This window comes from Deinococcus yavapaiensis KR-236, from assembly GCF_003217515.1.
Taxonomy (GTDB): Bacteria; Deinococcota; Deinococci; order Deinococcales; family Deinococcaceae; genus Deinococcus_A; species Deinococcus_A yavapaiensis.
Genome location: NZ_QJSX01000014.1, coordinates 1 through 13,844, shown reverse-complemented (window position 1 = coordinate 13,844; position 13,844 = coordinate 1). Strand labels below are relative to the sequence as shown.

15 protein-coding genes are annotated in these 13,844 nt (G+C 67.0%); 6 read left to right on the top strand and 9 right to left on the bottom strand.

All coding sequences use genetic code 11. The features are described from left to right. The first annotated feature begins 3 nt into the window (after positions 1-3). A complete protein-coding gene (locus tag DES52_RS16065; RefSeq protein WP_110887848.1) occupies positions 4-849 on the top strand; it encodes a S1C family serine protease in 846 nt (281 codons plus the stop codon). Beyond that, positions 846-1,469: a helix-turn-helix transcriptional regulator gene (locus tag DES52_RS23600; protein WP_110887847.1), complete on the top strand. Its 624-nt coding sequence runs from the start codon at positions 846-848 to the stop codon at positions 1,467-1,469. The genes DES52_RS16065 and DES52_RS23600 overlap by 4 nt, the downstream gene beginning before the upstream one ends. Positions 1,470-1,513: 44 nt before the next feature. Here DES52_RS23600 and DES52_RS16055 read toward each other — a convergent pair whose 3' ends face one another. After that, positions 1,514-1,987, bottom strand: coding sequence for a GNAT family N-acetyltransferase (locus DES52_RS16055; RefSeq protein WP_110887846.1), 474 nt, complete (start codon positions 1,985-1,987; stop codon positions 1,514-1,516). A 311-nt stretch (positions 1,988-2,298) separates the two neighbouring features. Between DES52_RS16055 and DES52_RS16050 the strand changes: the two genes are divergently transcribed. Then, the gene (locus DES52_RS16050) at positions 2,299-2,757 is read left to right on the top strand and encodes a hypothetical protein (protein ID WP_110887974.1); all 459 of its coding nucleotides are present in this window, start codon (positions 2,299-2,301) and stop codon (positions 2,755-2,757) included. 204 nt (positions 2,758-2,961) lie between these two features. Here DES52_RS16050 and DES52_RS16045 read toward each other — a convergent pair whose 3' ends face one another. The 8 genes from DES52_RS16045 to DES52_RS16010 form a co-directional block, all read right to left on the bottom strand. Then, on the bottom strand, positions 2,962-4,197 hold the full coding sequence (locus DES52_RS16045) for an aminopeptidase (protein ID WP_110887845.1): 1,236 nt from the start codon (positions 4,195-4,197) through the stop codon (positions 2,962-2,964). Positions 4,198-4,320: 123 nt separating this feature from the next. After that, positions 4,321-6,048, bottom strand: a complete 1,728-nt coding sequence (locus tag DES52_RS16040) for a S8 family serine peptidase (protein ID WP_110887973.1) — start codon at positions 6,046-6,048, stop codon at positions 4,321-4,323. Positions 6,049-6,292: 244 nt separating this feature from the next. Beyond that, a complete protein-coding gene (locus tag DES52_RS16035; RefSeq protein ID WP_110887844.1) occupies positions 6,293-7,003 on the bottom strand; it encodes an ABC transporter ATP-binding protein in 711 nt (236 codons plus the stop codon). Further along, a complete protein-coding gene (locus DES52_RS16030) occupies positions 6,987-7,781 on the bottom strand; it encodes an ABC transporter ATP-binding protein (RefSeq protein WP_110887843.1) in 795 nt (264 codons plus the stop codon). Before DES52_RS16030 ends, DES52_RS16035 begins: the two co-directional genes overlap by 17 nt. Beyond that, positions 7,778-8,755 (bottom strand): branched-chain amino acid ABC transporter permease, encoded by a 978-nt coding sequence (locus DES52_RS16025; RefSeq protein ID WP_211317943.1) that lies wholly within the window; start codon positions 8,753-8,755, stop codon positions 7,778-7,780. The genes DES52_RS16030 and DES52_RS16025 overlap by 4 nt, the downstream gene beginning before the upstream one ends. After that, positions 8,752-9,627, bottom strand: coding sequence for a branched-chain amino acid ABC transporter permease (locus DES52_RS16020; protein WP_245901068.1), 876 nt, complete (start codon positions 9,625-9,627; stop codon positions 8,752-8,754). Before DES52_RS16020 ends, DES52_RS16025 begins: the two co-directional genes overlap by 4 nt. Further along, the gene (locus DES52_RS16015) at positions 9,624-10,670 is read right to left on the bottom strand and encodes an alpha/beta hydrolase (RefSeq protein ID WP_110887842.1); all 1,047 of its coding nucleotides are present in this window, start codon (positions 10,668-10,670) and stop codon (positions 9,624-9,626) included. Before DES52_RS16015 ends, DES52_RS16020 begins: the two co-directional genes overlap by 4 nt. A gap of 28 nt (positions 10,671-10,698) precedes the next feature. After that, positions 10,699-11,880 (bottom strand): ABC transporter substrate-binding protein, encoded by a 1,182-nt coding sequence (locus DES52_RS16010; protein WP_245901067.1) that lies wholly within the window; start codon positions 11,878-11,880, stop codon positions 10,699-10,701. Positions 11,881-11,954: 74 nt separating this feature from the next. Here DES52_RS16010 and DES52_RS16005 point away from each other — a divergent pair, with 74 nt between their 5' ends. The 3 genes from DES52_RS16005 to DES52_RS15995 form a co-directional block, all read left to right on the top strand. Continuing rightward, the gene (locus tag DES52_RS16005) at positions 11,955-12,944 is read left to right on the top strand and encodes an alpha/beta fold hydrolase (protein WP_110887841.1); all 990 of its coding nucleotides are present in this window, start codon (positions 11,955-11,957) and stop codon (positions 12,942-12,944) included. A 17-nt stretch (positions 12,945-12,961) separates the two neighbouring features. Beyond that, positions 12,962-13,717 (top strand): alpha/beta fold hydrolase, encoded by a 756-nt coding sequence (locus DES52_RS16000; RefSeq protein ID WP_110887840.1) that lies wholly within the window; start codon positions 12,962-12,964, stop codon positions 13,715-13,717. After that, the coding region (locus DES52_RS15995) for a CoA-transferase (protein ID WP_281268579.1) at positions 13,714-13,844 on the top strand (131 nt) is incomplete at its 3' end. The genes DES52_RS16000 and DES52_RS15995, both read left to right, overlap by 4 nt.

The window sequence follows — 13,844 nt, the reverse complement described above, 5'->3', positions numbered from 1 at the left end:
AGCATGCCTTTCGCGTCGATTCCCAAAGTGCCGGAGTGGCTCGACGACTTGAAAGCGTCCGTGCTGCACGTGCGGTCCGGACGTGGTCACGGCGGCGCGTTCGTGTGGAGCGTTTCACCGTCGGGCGTGCGCGTCTTGACGAATCATCACGTGGTCGCGAGACGAAACGACGTGAAGCTCGCACGTGAGGACGGCTCGTGGATGGAAGCGCGTGTCGTGGCGAGCGATCCTGCCCTGGACCTCGCGTTGCTGGAGACGAAGGCTTCTCTGCCTTTCGTGCGCGTCGGAGACTCGAGGGCGCTTCGCCTCGGAGAGCTCGTGTTCGCGCTCGGCCACCCGTGGGGCCGTCCGTGGGTGCTGACCCACGGCGTCGTGAGCGGGCTCGGCGAAGTGAGGTTCGGGCGCGCACCTCGCGAATTCGTGCGAAGCGACGTTCGCCTCGCGCCCGGCAATTCGGGCGGACCTCTCGTCAACGCCTCGGGTGAAGTGATCGGCGTGAACAGCATGGTGTGGGGCGGACGTCTCGGCGTGGCGGTGCCCGCGCATGTCGCGCACGCTTGGCTCGCGAACCTCGACGCGCCGAAGGTGAAGTTGGGCGTGGGCGCGGCGAGCGCGCGACTCGACGGACGTCGCGTCGTGATCGTGACGTTCGTGGAGAACGCAAGCGCCGCTCGGGAAGCGGGATTGCGCGTGGGCGACGTGATTCTCGCGGCGAACGGCGAACTCCTGCCTCATCCCGAAGCGCTTCGGGCGTACCTCACGGCGGCGGGCGAGTTGACGCTGGACGTGTGGCGGGGCGGCGCGACGTCCAGCGTCGTGGTGCGCTTGCGTGAGGCGAGGGCGGCGTGACGGACGCGGGCGCGCGCGTACTGATCGGCGCGGCGTCACCGTCGGTGCGCGCGGAGTTGCGCGCCTTGCTGCCGAACGCCAAGATCGTCGGAGAGCTCGCGTCCCCGCTGGACCTCGACGCCGCTCCGGGTGCGGACGTCCTCGTGGTGGACGCGGCGTTCGCGCGGCTCGTCGAGGTGCTGCCGAGCTTGCCGCCGCCCGCCCTCGTGGTGCTCGGCGCCGACGAGGAGACGTTCGCGCTCGTCCGCACGCTTCGCCCGTCCGGCTGGGCTCTCCTGCCGTTCGACGCGACCGCCGAGGAACTCTCGGCGGGGTTGGCGTCGGCCTTCGTCGGCCTTGCCGTCTTGCCGCTCGAACTCGCCGACGTTTCGCTGGCGGAGGTGACGACGCTCGAACGGGCGAGTGGCGACTTTGTCGACATCGAGCCGCTCACTCCGCGTGAACGCGACGTCCTCGTGCTTCTCGCCAATGGGGATCCGAACAAGCGCATCGCCGCCAAGCTCGACATCAGCGAGAATACCGTGAAGTTCCACTTGAGCGCCTTGTACTCGAAACTCGGGGTGTCCAGTCGTGCCGCCGCTCTACGGGAAGGCGTGCGGCGCGGCCTCGTGAGCGTGTGACGAACCGCTTGTCGGCCGCGGGGCCTCCGCCCTGTCGCTCACCTTCAGCGCGCGTCGATTTGCTTCGTCATCACGACGGGCGGCGGGCTGAGAGGACTGGCGAAGGCGTACGTCGCCGCGCCGTTCACCGCGTACCCTAGCTTCTCGTAAAAGCCGATCACCGAGAGGTTGAATTGACTCACGGCGAGCAGGACGCGCTCGAAGTGCCGCTCGCGCGCGACCTCCTCGACCGCCGCCACGAGCGCCCGCGCGACGCCCGATCCACGCGCCTCGGGCAGCACGGCGAGCTTGTTGAGCGTCAACGTGGCGGGGCCGTCCGGACGATGACCGACGCAGCCCACGACGCGCTCACCCGAAATCGCCACGAAGCCCCCGTGGTTCACGAGGGACCACTCGACTTGCGCGACCGTCGTGCGAGTCCATGAGCTGCGCGGATCCATCCCGGCGGCCATCATCACGGCGTGAAACGCGGGCGCGTCACCGGGCGTCGTCGAACGAATGAGGAAAGACACGTTCATACGACAGCCTACCGAACGCGCAGGAACTTTGAAGAGGCTCTTGCGCTAGTGCGTTGCAAGGACGGAACGATCGTGTTCGCCTTCGGGCTTCCGATGCCGGTCGTGCAGTCGTACTCCTCAAGTCGAGCGGGAAATGCCGGAACGTCCCTTCGCCTCGACGGAAAAGGGAATGCGCTTCTTGTTGGCCCTCCACCATGAACGTGGTTCCAGATCACGATGGGCTGTAAACCGCCCCCGCGATGATGAGCGCTTCTTCAGACAGGGCACGACGCCTCGCCGCGTGGAGTATGCAGAAGCGAGAGGAGGTCACGATGCACAACGACAAGAACGGCACTTTGAAAGGCTTCGCGAGCGGTCTTGCCGGAGCCCTCACCGTCACGCTGCTCAACGAGGGCGTGCGCCGCGCCGTGCCGCACGCTCCACGCATGGACGTGATCGGGGAGCGCGGCTTGGAAAAGACGATCTCGGCTGTCGGCGCCGAGCCGCCCCACGGCGAGGACTTGTACCGCGCGGCCATGCTGGGCGACGTCGTGTCGAACTCGCTGTACTACGCTCTCGTGAGCGTCGGTTCGCCGCGGGGCACGTGGACGCGCGGCGCTGCCCTCGGCCTCGCGGCGGGCCTCGGCGCGGTGTTCCTGCCGCATCGTCTCGGATTGGGGCGGCAACCCGACGCGCGGTCGCCGTTCACGCAACTTCTGACGGTCACGTGGTACTTCGCGGGCGGTTTGGCGGCGGCGGCCGTTTCGCGCGGCGTGAGCCGAAAGGATTGAGCGGACGCGCGGCCTTCGGCGAGAAGGCCGCGCCTTGACGCACCCGGGAACCGAGCGCCAACATCACCGGTCCGCTTGATGGGCTCGGCCTTTGGCACCTCGTGACCCTGACGGGCGGCGAGACACCTGGAACCGAGAAGGCGGCACGCGAACCTCCGAGATCTGTGCGTCTCGCGCGAGGCCCTCGTGTTCAAGGACGGCGAATCAGAACGCCCAGTCTCCGTCACGAAGCAGGACTTCGCGTGTTCCATCCTCGCGAAGTCCGTCCACGTCGACGTTCTCGTCGCCCACCATGAAGTCGACGTGCGTGAGAGAGTCGTTCGCGCCGAGCGCCGCGAGCTCTGCCAAGGTGAGGTCGTTGCCCCGCTCGAAGTTCTCGCCGTACGACGCGCCGAACGCGATGTGGGACGCGGCGTTCTCGTCGTACAAGGTGTCGAGGAAGAGCGTGCGGGTCGCGGCCACCGGCGACCGGGCGGACACGAGCGCGACTTCCCCGAGGAAGCGCGCGCCCTCGTCGGTATCGAGGGCGCGGCGCAAGGCTTCCTCGCCGCGCGAAGCGCGCGCCTCCACGATCCGCCCGCCCTCGAAGCGCATCTCGATGCCTTCCACGATCGTTCCGGACAACGCCAGCGGTTTCGTGGCGCGAACCGTGCCGTGCACGCGCTCACGATGCGGCGAGGTGAAAATTTCCTCGGTGGGGACGTTGGCAGCGAACGGCACGTTCGACGGCGTGAGCGACGCGCCGCCCACCCACACGTGCCGATCGGCGAGCCCGACTTGCAAGTCGGTGCCGGGACCTCGAAAGTGCACGGCGCGGTAACGACGGGCGTTGAGTTCGTTCGCCCGCCTCTCCAACTCGTTCGTGTGCGCCCACCACGCCCCGACGGGGTCCGGTTCGTCTACGCGAGTCACCTGAAAGACGTCGTTCCACAGGCGCTCCAAGGCGGCCTGCGGCGGCAAGTCGGGAAAGACGCGCGTCGCCCACGGAAGGCTCGGCGACGCGGCGCGGCACCACGCGAACGCGTTCTTGCGCAAAAGCTGCGAGAACGGGCGCAACGCGGTTTGCCGAGCGCGTCGGTCACGGTCCACGAGGTCGGGGTGGATGTCGGCGAGCAGACCGGGATCGTCGGCTTTCACGTACAAGTAGGCGTCGCCACGCTCGGCGGTTTCGCGCCACAAGCGCGCCTGCCACTCGGGAAATTCCGCGAGCGTGTCGGGTGACGCGTGCAGCAAGCGCGTGCGCGTCGTTTCCGCGTCGTCCCACACCGTGTTCACCAGGGGAGATCCGGCGGCGTAGGCGTGCTTGGCGATCAAGCGGGCGAGGGGCGCGGCCGTGAGGTCCGCGCCCAGCAGCAGACGTTGGCCGGGCTGGAGGTTCACGCCGACGCGCACGAGCACGTCGGCGTAGCGATCGAGGCGCTCTTCGAACGAGAAGGTCATAGCGATCAGGATAGGCGGCGAACCCCGCGCTTCACCTGCGCGTTTTGGCTCAGTGCAAGTCGTGAACAAGAAGAGCGAGAGGGCCACGAAAGACCCTCTCGCTCTTGTTCGGTCGTCAGGACGTCAGTTGGTGTTGATCGCCTTGAGGGGATTCACGAGGCCGTAGCCGAAGTTGTTGTCCTTGCCGGTCGTACCGAGGTCCGTCGCGGTGGATTGCAGCAGCGAACGAATCTGCGCGTTGCTGTACGTCGGCTTCGTCGCCCACACGAGCGCGGCGGCGGCCGACACGTGCGGCGTCGCCATGCTCGTGCCGTCGAAGTACTCGTAGTCGGCGCTCGTGATGCTCACGGTGCCCGGCGTGCTCTTCGTGGCCGAGGCGTTGATGGCGGCGAGGGTGTTCTGACCGTCTTGTTGGGTGATTCCGACGACCGGGACGGTCTTTTGCACGTTGAGCGTCATGCCGAGGTCGCCCGCCGCGTTGTTGTAGATGATGACGGCCTTCGCGCCGCTCGAGACGGCGTTGTTGACCTTCTCCTCGAACGAGCAGGTGCCGCGCGCGATGAGGGCGATCTTGCCGCCGAGGTTCGCGTCCGTCGTGCCGACGCCGCAGAGCTCGTTGTTCGCCGAGTTCGTCGCGACGATCGCGGTGTTCGCGACCGTTCCCTTGGCAGCGAACTCGGCGGCGAGGACGCTGGTGTACGCCGTGACGCCCGTGGCGCTCGCGCTGGCCGCGAGGCCCGTGCCGGTCGGCACCGAGCTCAGGACGGCCACGCCCGGTCCGACGAGCTCTTGATCCGCGCCGAAGTTGCTGAACGACGCGAGGTTCGCGTGATCGTCGATCGCGCCGACCGCCACGACGGACGTGTAGTTCGCGGGGTAGCCGATGGGGCCGCCGTCGTTGCCGCTCGCCGCGATGATGAGGGCGCCCTTGCTGTACGCGGAGTCGTAGGCGCGCTGCTCGGTCTTGCTGCCACGGCTGCTGCCAAGCGAGAGGCTGATGACGACGTGTCCTTCGGGACCGCCTTGGCTCTTGAGCTTAGAAACGCACCAGTTCACGCCGTTGATGATGCCGCTCGACGAACCGCTGCCGTCGTCGCCGAGAACGCGCGCCATGTAAAGGTTCACGCCTGAAGCGACGCCGCCGACGCCGTTCGCGTCCATGCCGCTTTGAAGCCCGGCCGACCCTACGTTGTACTGCGCGAAGATCGTGCCGCTGACGTGCGTGCCGTGGTGCGACACGTCGTTGAGCTGGTTCGGATCGTTGCGTCCGTCACCCATGAAGTTCTGATAGCCCTTGAGTTTGCCCGCGAACTCCTTGTGGGTCCCGTCGATGCCCGTGTCGCCGACGCACACGGCGACGCTCGTCGTGGCGTTGAAGCCCGTGTAGCCCGACGAGCGCAGCGTTTGCACGTTCAAGGCATTGTCGCCCCACGTGAACTCGCCGCTCGCCGTCCAAGGACCGACGGTCGCCGTGGCGCTCGGGGTCGCGCTCGGCGCGCTCGCGCTCGGCTTGCCATCGGAAACGACGCTGCGCTTGCCGAGGGCGTAGCGAATCACGTCATCTTCGACGTATTCGACGTTCGGATTGTTGCGCAAGCCGTTGAGGGCGGCGGCGGGAAGGCGAACGGCGGCCGCGTCGAGTTCGCGCCACTCTTGCGTGATCTGCCCGCCCACGCGGCTGATGGCGGCACGGTCGACGCCGACGCCGCGCTTGAAGCCCACGAGGTAACGCCCTTGGTTTTGTTGAACGCCTTGCGCTTGCACGTCACCGGACGAGATGGAAGACGAGGGGCCTTGCTGACCGCACGCGGCGAGAGCAAGGGACAAGACGACGACACCGGCAGCACGCATTTTCTTCACGGCACTCCTTGGGGATCGAAACGAGAAAACGCCGTTCGAGACACGCTCTTCGCGTGCGTCCTCGCGTTCCTTTTGAGTTTGAGCTGGATGGACTATAGGGTCCCCACCCCGGTTCCGCAAGGGCGAAATCTTCATAAACTCGGGCTTTTGAAAAGTCGTCCAGACAAATGAGTGATAACGAAAGGCCCCGAACGGTTTCGTTCGGGGCCTTTCGTTACCTTTCCGCGGTCGTTCTTTACAACGCCAGGTACGCTTCTCGCACTCCCGGATCCTTCAAGAGGTCCGCCGCGAGCCCTTGCTTCACGACGCGGCCGTTTTCCAAAACGTACGCGCGTGACGCGAGCTTGAGGCTTTGCAGCACGTTCTGCTCCACGAGCAGAACGCCGACGCCCTCTCGGTTGACTTCTTTCAGGGCGCCGAACACCGTGTGCGTCAACAGGGGAGAGAGGCCGAGGCTCGGTTCGTCCACGAGCAGCACTTGAGGGCGGCTCATGAGGGCGCGGCCCACGGCGAGCATCTGCTGCTCGCCGCCCGACAACGTGCCGGCGAGTTGCGCGCGTCGCTCGGCGAGACGAGGAAAGAGCGTCAGGACGTGCTCGAGGGTCTCGCTCTTCTTGGCTTTCGCTTCCGCGCGAACGCTCGCGCCGAGTTCGAGGTTTTCCAGCACGGTCATGAAGCCGAACAGCTCGCGCCCTTCGGGCACGTGCCCGAGGCCGTGCTTCACGATTTGCGTCGGCGAGAGGCGCGCGAGGTCCGTTCCGCCGAGCGTTACCCGCCCGCCCGTCGGCTTGACGATGCCGGACACCGCGCGCAGCGTCGTCGTCTTGCCCGCGCCGTTCGCGCCGATCACGGCGACGAACTCGCCCGGCTCGACCGTGACGGACACGTCCCACAGCACTTGCACCTTGCCGTACCCGGCTTTGAGGTTCTCAATCGTCAGTCGCATCCGTCACCTCCCCGCCGAGGTACGCTTCGACCACGCGCGGCTCACGCACGACCTCCTGGTACGTACCGCCCGCGATGACCGTGCCCGCGTCCATCACGACGACGCGGTCCGCGAGGTCACGCACGACGGGCATGATGTGCTCGATGAACAAGACGCTCACGCCGCTTTCGCGCACCCCCCGCACGAGCTCCACCGCTTCCGTCGCCTCGCCGGGACGCAGGCCCGCCATGACTTCGTCGAGCAGCAGCACCGTCGGATTCGTGGCGAGGGCGCGCGCCACTTCCAGGCGCTTGTCCTGAAGCAAGTTGAGGTCGTGCGCGGACTTCTCGGCGTGCGGCGCGAGCCCCGTGCGTTCCAGCAAGGTGTACGCGCGCTCGCGCGCCTCGGCGAGCTTCGTGCCGGGCTTTCCGAAGAGCGCGCCGACCGTGACGTTTTCCAACACGGTCATTTCCGGAAAGGGTCGCACGATCTGGAAGGCTCGCCCGAGGCCGAGGTGGCAGCGCTTTTCCATCGAGAGGTTCGTGACGTCCTGCCCGCCGATTTCCAAGCGGCCCGCCGAAGGACGGTACACGCCCGACAAGAGGTTCAGCAAGGTCGTCTTGCCCGCGCCGTTCGGCCCGATGATCGCGAGAATCTCGCTCGGAAAGAGGTCGAAGGAGACGTTCGACACGGCCAGGAGTCCCCCGAAGCGCTTCGAGAGCCCCTGCGCACGAAGAACCGCGGGGCTTCCCGCGTTCGCGAGAGGAGCGGCGCGGGGAGCGAGAGGGCCCGCCGTCACGCGTTGCCTCCCTTTCCGCGCCCGAACAAGCCCATGAGGCCTTTGGGCATGAAGAGGATCGAGGCCATCAGGACGAGGCCGTACACGATGAGGTAACCGTTCTTGACGTACGTGTGAAGCCCTTCCTCGGCGACTCTCAGCACCGTCGCGCCGAGTACCGGCCCGAGGGTGGTGTACAGCCCGCCGAAGATGCTCGTCGTGAGCGGCGCGATGCTCGTCGCGAGGCTGAAGGTGTCGCCGGGCGAGATGAAGAAGGTCTTGCCCGCGAACAGCACGCCCGCCAAGGCGGCGAGAAAGCTCGACACGGCGAACGCGAGGAGCTTGAAGCGAACGACGTTCACGCCGAGCACCCGCGCGACCTCTTCGCCTTGACGAATCGCGGCGAACGCGTAGTTCAGGCGCGAGAAGCGCACCCAGAGGCTCGCGAGGACCGTCACGACGAGCACGGCGAACGCCGCGTAGAACTGCGCGCGCGAATTTCCGCCGAGGATGGCGGGCACGAGCAGGCCGTTCGCGCCGCCCGCGAAGCTTTCGGGCAGATTCTGGATCACGGTCCGCACGACTTCCGTGAAGGCGAGCGTCGCGATCGCGAAGTACATTCCGCTGAGGCGCAGCGTCACCGCGCCGAGCACGAGGCTGCAGAGTGACGCGACCACCCCGGCGAGCAGCATCGCCGGAATCCACGAGAAGCTCAGCTTCGTCATGAACAGGGCGAAGGAGTACGCGCCGAGGCCGTAGAAGGCGGCGTGCGCGAGCGACAGTTGCCCCGAACGCGCCAGGATGTCCCAGCTGAGCGCCAAGATCGCCGCCACCATCGTGAAGTACGCGATCTGGAGCAGGAACTCCGCGCGGTCTCCGAAGGGCAGGAACGGAAAGACCAAGGCGAGCACGAAGAACACGCCGAGCGGCACGAGGCCGCGCGCGGACGCCCACGGCGACCGCCTCGGCTTGCCGGGCAAGGTAGAGCCGCTCACGCAGCCCTCCGAAGGCGGAAGTTCCACGAGCGTCCGACGAGCGTCACGAAGATCAAGAGGAAGAACACCGCGTCGCTCCAACCGCCGCCGCCCGCCACGTACGTTTGCACGAACGCTTCGGACACGCCGAGGACGACGCTCGCCCACAGCACGCCCGTGAGGTTGCCGAGGCCCGCCATCACGATAATCGCGAACGCCTTGAGGCCGAACACGAGCCCCACGGTCGGTGACGCGAAGAGCAGCACGCTGATGAGCACGCCCGCGACGGCGGCGAGCGCGCACGACACGCCGAACGCGATGAGGTACACGCGGTCCACGTCGATGCCGACGAGGGCCGAGCCACGGCGGTTTTGCGCGACCGCCCGCATCTGCCGACCGAGGGTCGTGCGGTACAACACGAAGTACAGCGCTGCGAGCAATCCGGCGGCGAGGGCGAACGCGATGAGCTTCGGAAGGCCGACGTTGAGGTTCGCGAAGGACACGCTGAGCGTCTGGTACGACGTGTTCACCGAGCGTGTGTTGCCGCCGAACAGCAGCAGAGCGAGGTTTTGCAGCAGAATCGACAAGCCGAACGTCAAGAGCATTTGGTTGAGTTCCGGTGCGAGCAGGACGTGCTTGATCGTCACGCGGTACGTCAACGCGCCCGCTCCGAAAGTCGTGAGGGCCGCGAGCGGTAGGCCGATGAGCGGGTCTATGCCGAAGTAGGTCAGCAAGCCCCACGAGAGGAACGCGCCGATCATCAAGAACTCGCCGTGCGCGAAGTTCACGATGCCGACGACGCCGACGGCGAGCGCGAGGCCCGACGCGACGAGGGCGTAGATGCCGCTTTGCAGCAGCCCGTTGAGCAGAGTTTGCAAGAAGAGTTCGATCATGTCGGTTGTTTCGCGGCGGCCTCCACGTGCTGCGAGAACGCGGCGAGGAAGGCTTCGTGCTCTTCGAGGAACGGCGAGTGCCCGCTGCGTTCGAACACGACTTCGCGGTACGTCCCGCCGTTCGCCGCGTATCGGTTCAGCACGAAGCGCATCTGGGCGTTCATGGACTGCGGCGGGCACTGCTCGGCGCCCGGCCAGCCGGGCACGACGCCGAGGCTGCCGAGCAGGGCGAAGTCGAAGGCGCTCGTGTCGCTCACGATTCGGTCGTGCGCGCCGCGCGCCCACAGCACGGGCGGTTTGTCGGGCAGATCGGCGAATTCCGAGAGGTTCAGGTACTTCGGACTGAGGGCGTTGAGGATGCCGCGCGTGCCGGGCGCGACGTTCGGCCAAGTGGCCGAAGGCGTGAAGTCGCCCGGATAGTGATCGTCGCCCGTGCGGGTCGTGAACATCGAGTCGAGCAGACGCTCCTCCACCTCGGGCGCGGGGCGAAAGGAATGGAAGTAGAACGAGCGCAGCACGTCTCGCGGCGAGCCGGGCGCGTCCGAGCGGTCCTGGCTCGACAGGGCGGCGACGAAGGCCGGATTGGCCGTGCCGCCGCCCGATCCCGCGAAGTCCTCGTCGTTCGGCGTGCCGTCCTCGCCGTGCGTCGCGCCGAAGCCGAAGGGGCTCACGGCGTCGATGAGGGTGAGGCTCGCCAAGGCGCCCGGATGGTCCATCGCGAGTTGCATCGCCACGCCGCCCCCGGTGCTCCACCCGGCGGCGTGCACACCGTGCGTCCAGCCGACGTGCTCCAGCAGCGACCAGATGTCGTCGGCGAAGTCGCGCAGACCTCGCGTCGCGTCGATCGGGAGGGCTTCGGTGTCTCCGAAGCCCCGCAAGTCGGGCGCGAGCACGTGGAAGTGCGCGGGCAACGCCGCCATGAGCGGCTCGTAGAAGGCGCTCGACGAGACGTTGCCGTGAATCAGCAGCAAGCGCGTCGCCTCACCTTGAGCGGGCCGCTCGGAAGCGTGCACGCTCAGGCGGGACGTGTGAAACGTCGGCATGACGAAACCTCCTTGAGGTAGGGTCGCTTCACTTCGAGTAGACGATCGGAGCCTTCGCGGCGCGTTTCGGGTACACGGGGACGCGCTCGTCGTTCAGGAACTGGAAGTGCAGCCAGTTTTCGCCCTTGAAGCCTTGGTACTTGATCTTGTTGCTCTTCGAGAACGTCAGCTTTCCGAACGGCGTGCTCATGTTCGTCTTGGCGAGTTCCGCCGCGACCTTGTCCTTGTCGGCGCTGCCCGCCTTGTTGATGGCGTTCGCGAGGCTGATGAGGTTCACGTACGCCAGGGGCGCGAAGTACTCCTCGGTGACGGACCCGAACATCTTCTTGTACTTCGCCACGAAGTCCTTCGACGCCAGCACCGGCGACGACGGAACCCACATCGAGAGACCGGCGACGTCGTCCGCCACGCGGTTCTTCTCGAAGCCGACGGGCCACGAGGGCGGCGTGCCGTACAGCATGCCGAGCTTCACGCCCTGCTGCTTGAGTTCCGTCGCGAGCGGCAACGCGTCCACGTCGTACCCGATCCAGTGCAAGATGTCCGGGTTGGCCGCCTTGACCTTGGTGACGAGGGCGCCGAAGCTGCCGCTGCCCGACTTGAACTTCTCGGTCGCCACGACCTTGAGGCCGGTGCCTTCGAAGAGCTTGACGAGGTCGGCGATGCCGCTCGAGCCGAACGGGCCGTCCTCGTACGCGATCGCGATCGTCTTGGCGCCGTTCTTCAGGCGCAGGTGCTTGTAGAAGTCCGCGACCGCCGCGACGTTGTAGTACGCCCACGGGTGGTAGTGGAAGAAGTACGGCGCGTCCGCGAAAGCGTCCTCGACGGGCACGGCGGCCGCGCCGATCCACGCCATGAAGGTGTTGTATTGCTTGGCGGGACCCGACAAGGCGATGGTGGTGGCGCTCGACACGCCGCCCGCCATGAAGTCCACCTTGTCCACCGTCACGAGCTTCACGAAGGCGGGCACGGCCTTGGCGGGCGTCGACTGATCGTCTTCGAACACGACTTCGAGCGGCTTGCCGAGCACGCCGCCCTTCTTGTTGATCTCGCTGAGGGCGAGCTTGTAACCGTTTTGGGCCGCTTGGCCCGACACGCTGCCCGTTCCCGAGAGGGGCAGCAGAACTCCGACCTTCACCGCGTTCGCAGTGGAAAGCAGACCGCTCGTCAAGGCCACCAGAACGCTTACCGTCAGCGCCGATTTCTTCATCATGTTGTTTCTCCTCGCCTCGGAGTCTAGGGGCGCGGTGTTACATCGATGTAACACCGCGCCCCTATGCTGACCGCGTGCTTCGCAACGCGTTCGTGTTCGAGACGCGCCGACCCCTCGGCTCGGCGGCCTCCCTGCCCGTGCGGCTCGGCGTGGAGACTTTCGGAACGCTTTCCGAGGCGCGAGACAACGCCGTCCTCGTGTGCCATTACCTCACGGGCACGTCGCACGTCGCCGGAGAGGGCGGGTGGTGGGCGGACCTCGTCGGGCCGAACGCGCCCGTGGACACGAACCGCTTCTTCGTCGTGAGCATGAACAGCTTCTCGAACGTGCAGGCGAACGACTCGCGCTTCGTCACGACCGGCCCCGACACGCTCGACGACGACGGGACGGCTCTCGGCGACACCTTTCCGGCGTGGACGCTCGCCGACCTCTTCGAGACGCAGTGCGAACTGCTGCACTTCCTGAAGTTGGATCGGTGGCACGCCGTGATCGGACCGAGCTTCGGCGGAATGCAGGCGTTGCAGTGGGCGGCGCGCGCGCCCCACCTTGCGCCGCGCATCGCCGCGATCGCCTGCAGTCCGTACGCCGGCGTCGTCATTCGAGGGACCTTCGGTCCTTTGTTGCGTGAAGTCGCGCGCCTCGGCGACGTGCGCGAGGCCCTGCGGCTCGTGAGCCTGTTCGGACTCGGCGCGGACGGTTTGCACGCGACGTTCGGCGTGCCCGACGCGGACTTCGAGTCGTACCTGTCCGAGCGCGCCGCGACCGCGTCCCTGCCGCACCTGATCGACCTCGTACGCGCCATCGAGACGCACGACCTGCGTGAAGTCGCTCCGCTCGGCGTCCTCGCCGAGACGTGGCGCGAAGCGGGCACGCGGCTCTTGACGGTCAACGTGCGCGGCGACCTCTTCTTCCCCGTCGACGAGGCGCGCGACTTCACGCGCGTCACGCGCGAGGCGAACGTGCGCCACGAACACGTCGAGATCGACTCCACCCTCGGGCACCTCGCGTGCGTCGCCGAGACGCACGCGTTCGCGCCGCACCTTCAAACCTTGCTGACTTCCTGACTTCGAAAGGACTCGGTATGCTTCCACACCTCTCGGGCGGCGCGGGCCGCCCCCTCGTCGCCCTGCACGGCAACTTCGCCTCGAAAGCTTGGTGGCACGCCCTCGTGACCGCCGCTCCGAGCGGTTGGCGTGTCCTTGCGCCCGACCTGCCCGGCTTCGGGGACGCGCCGCCCCTCGGCGAACCGTCCATCCGAGGCTTCGCGGACGCCGTTCTCGACTTCGTGAACGCCTCGAACCTCGATCGTCCCGTGCTGATCGGGCACAGCCTCGGTGGCGCGGTCGCGCTCGAACTCGCCGCTCGCCATCCCGAACGCTTCTCGGGCCTCGTCCTCGCGGCGAGCGCTCCCCTGAGCGGCCTGAAGACGCCCGAGGAGAACTACCCCGTGCTGGAACTTCTCCGCTCGGACGTCACCCTCCTCACGGCGAGCCTCGCCGCCCTCTTCCCGAGCGCTCGGCCGCACAACTTCGACGCGCTCGTGCAAGACGCGCGCCGCATGGACCCGAGCGGCTTCACCGGCAACGCCCGCGCCTTGGAGCGCTGGTCGGTGGAAGGCCGTCTCGTCACGTTGCCGACCCTCGTTCTCGGCGGAGAACTTGACCGTCTCATCACGCCCGAGATGCTGGCCCTTCAAGCGCGCGCCCTCGGCACGACCGAGCTCGTGCTGAAAGGACGCGGGCACGGCTTTCCGCAAGAAGATCCCGACGCGTTCAAAGCGGCCCTCGAACCGTTCTTGAGAAGCGTCACGCGCCAAGACTTGGTGGTGGAATCTTGAACAAGGTTTTTGGGAGTGCGTTCGAAGCGCTAAGGGACGTGGTGCAACACGGCCAAACCATCGCCGTGGGCGGCTTCGGTTTGTGCGGCATCCCCGAAGCGCTCATTCTCGCCCTGCGCGACAGTGG

Coding starts and splice junctions, on each gene's coding strand:
- DES52_RS16065 (WP_110887848.1), top strand. CDS start 4: ATGCCTTTCGCGTCGATTCCCAAAGTGCCGGAGTGGCTCGACGACTTG.
- DES52_RS16055 (WP_110887846.1), bottom strand. CDS start 1,987: ATGAACGTGTCTTTCCTCATTCGTTCGACGACGCCCGGTGACGCGCCC.
- DES52_RS16050 (WP_110887974.1), top strand. CDS start 2,299: ATGCACAACGACAAGAACGGCACTTTGAAAGGCTTCGCGAGCGGTCTT.
- DES52_RS16045 (WP_110887845.1), bottom strand. CDS start 4,197: ATGACCTTCTCGTTCGAAGAGCGCCTCGATCGCTACGCCGACGTGCTC.
- DES52_RS16040 (WP_110887973.1), bottom strand. CDS start 6,048: ATGCGTGCTGCCGGTGTCGTCGTCTTGTCCCTTGCTCTCGCCGCGTGC.
- DES52_RS16035 (WP_110887844.1), bottom strand. CDS start 7,003: ATGCGACTGACGATTGAGAACCTCAAAGCCGGGTACGGCAAGGTGCAA.
- DES52_RS16020 (WP_245901068.1), bottom strand. CDS start 9,627: ATGATCGAACTCTTCTTGCAAACTCTGCTCAACGGGCTGCTGCAAAGC.
- DES52_RS16015 (WP_110887842.1), bottom strand. CDS start 10,670: ATGCCGACGTTTCACACGTCCCGCCTGAGCGTGCACGCTTCCGAGCGG.
- DES52_RS16010 (WP_245901067.1), bottom strand. CDS start 11,880: ATGATGAAGAAATCGGCGCTGACGGTAAGCGTTCTGGTGGCCTTGACG.
- DES52_RS16000 (WP_110887840.1), top strand. CDS start 12,962: ATGCTTCCACACCTCTCGGGCGGCGCGGGCCGCCCCCTCGTCGCCCTG.